At 78.8% G+C, this 1,516-nt stretch carries 3 protein-coding genes; all 3 read right to left on the bottom strand.

Features of this window, described 5'->3' with window-relative positions; genetic code table 11:
* Nucleotides 1-303: 303 nt before the first annotated feature.
* Nucleotides 304-696 carry a TadE family type IV pilus minor pilin gene (locus HCN52_RS24385; protein ID WP_245175425.1) on the bottom strand — a complete coding sequence of 131 codons (393 nt, stop codon included), beginning with the start codon at nucleotides 694-696 and terminating at the stop codon, nucleotides 304-306.
* The gene (locus tag HCN52_RS26290; RefSeq protein ID WP_312876863.1) at nucleotides 683-820 is read right to left on the bottom strand and encodes a DUF4244 domain-containing protein; all 138 of its coding nucleotides are present in this window, start codon (nucleotides 818-820) and stop codon (nucleotides 683-685) included. The genes HCN52_RS24385 and HCN52_RS26290 overlap by 14 nt, the downstream gene beginning before the upstream one ends.
* 291 nt (nucleotides 821-1,111) lie before the next feature.
* A partial coding sequence (locus HCN52_RS24375; protein ID WP_209314954.1) for a type II secretion system F family protein occupies nucleotides 1,112-1,516 on the bottom strand: 405 nt, incomplete at its 5' end.

Genomic DNA, 1,516 nt, shown 5'->3' with positions numbered 1-1,516 from the left:
GGGCCCGGAACCGGGGCCGGCGGTCCCGGCCGCCCCGCCGCCACGGGCGGCGGGGCAGTGGATGCCCTGCGGAACCGCGGCAGCCGTCGCCGTACCGGCCGCCTGGCCTCCTTCCGCTGCTCCCCCTCCGGACCGCCCGCGGCTCCGGGCCCGCCGCCACGCCAGGACGGGCGGTCCCGGTCCCCGGCAGTCCCGGACAGGCGCGCCGGGGAGTCCGCGGGTGCGTGGGCCCGGACCGCCCCGACGCCGAGCACGCGGCGTGCAGGGCGCGGGGGTCGACGGTCGGCAGGCGGTTCCGCTTCCTCATGTCGGCTCCACCTGCGCACTCGCTCGCGCGACGACGGGGAACGCGAGTCCGTTCGGCCCGGGTGATCGCGCGGCGACCGCCACCCGGTGCAGATCTCCGTCGCGGGAGAACTCGACCGTGGCCCCACGCGGGGCGGCCGCCAGGACCAGCGCCCGGACCGCTTCGGGGGCCTCCCCGCGAGCGAGGGCGCGCGCCCCGCCGCGTGCCGCGTCAGCGCACTCCTGCCGTGCGAGACCGACGCCCATGCCCCACAGCAGCATCGCCAGGACCACGACGAGGGCGGGTACGGCGACCGCGGCCTCCGCGGTGACGAAGCCGCGGTCGCGAGACCGGACGGGGGAGACGGCGGGGGCGCGGCGCGTGCGGGTCGGGGGCTCACAGCGGCGCATCGAGCGCTCGTTCCACGAGGCCGCGCAGCGCCGAGGAGACGGTGTCGGAGGTGACGATCTGGTAGAGCAGCGCGGCGAGGCCCGCGGCGGCGACCGTCCCGATGGCGTACTCGGCGGTGCTCATCCCCGCGTCCCGCGGCAGCCGCGGTCGGCGTACCGGACAGGGGCGCCTGCGGCTCGGGAGTCGCCGGAGGCGGGTGAGGGGTTCGTACGGCATGGTGGGGCTCCTCGGGTGAGAGACGGCGGGCCCGCAGGCGGCGCCGATTGCGGACGGACGAAGGACAGGACAGGACGAACGACAGGACGGCTGGACCACAGGGGCGGCTGGACGACGGGGCGGCTGGACGCGGCGCGGGGCCGGGCATCGAGGTCGGGCATCGAGGTCGGCCGGGTCGCTGCGCGCCCCGGGGAGGGGTCAGAGAACGTCGCCGGCCAGACCGATGACGACGGGGGCGACCCCGATGAACAGGAAGGCCGGCAGGAAGCAGAGGCCGAGCGGTCCGGTGACCAGGACTGCCGCACGCCGAGCCCCGGCCTGGCCGGCGCGGGCCCGTGCTCGGCGCTGCTCCGCCGCCGTGCTCGCCACCGCCTCGACCGCTCCCGTGCCGCCGGTGTCGGCGAGTTCCAGCCGTCGGGCGAGGGAGCGCGCCCCCGAGGAGCGGCCCAGCCGGGCCCAGACGCTCGCGGGGTCACCACCGAGGCGGATCTCCCGGGCACAGCGGCGCAGCGCCCCCGCGAACTCCCCCTCGACGGCCTCGCCCACCGCGGCGGCGGCGCCGGCGGGCGAGGCGCCCGCCGCGAGGCAGGCGGCGAGCAGGTC

The organism is Streptomyces bohaiensis, from assembly GCF_012033785.1.
Lineage (GTDB): Bacteria > Actinomycetota > Actinomycetes > Streptomycetales > Streptomycetaceae > Streptomyces > Streptomyces bohaiensis.
Note: the sequence above shows the minus strand (reverse complement) of the source record. Positions and strands in the feature narration are given on the sequence as shown.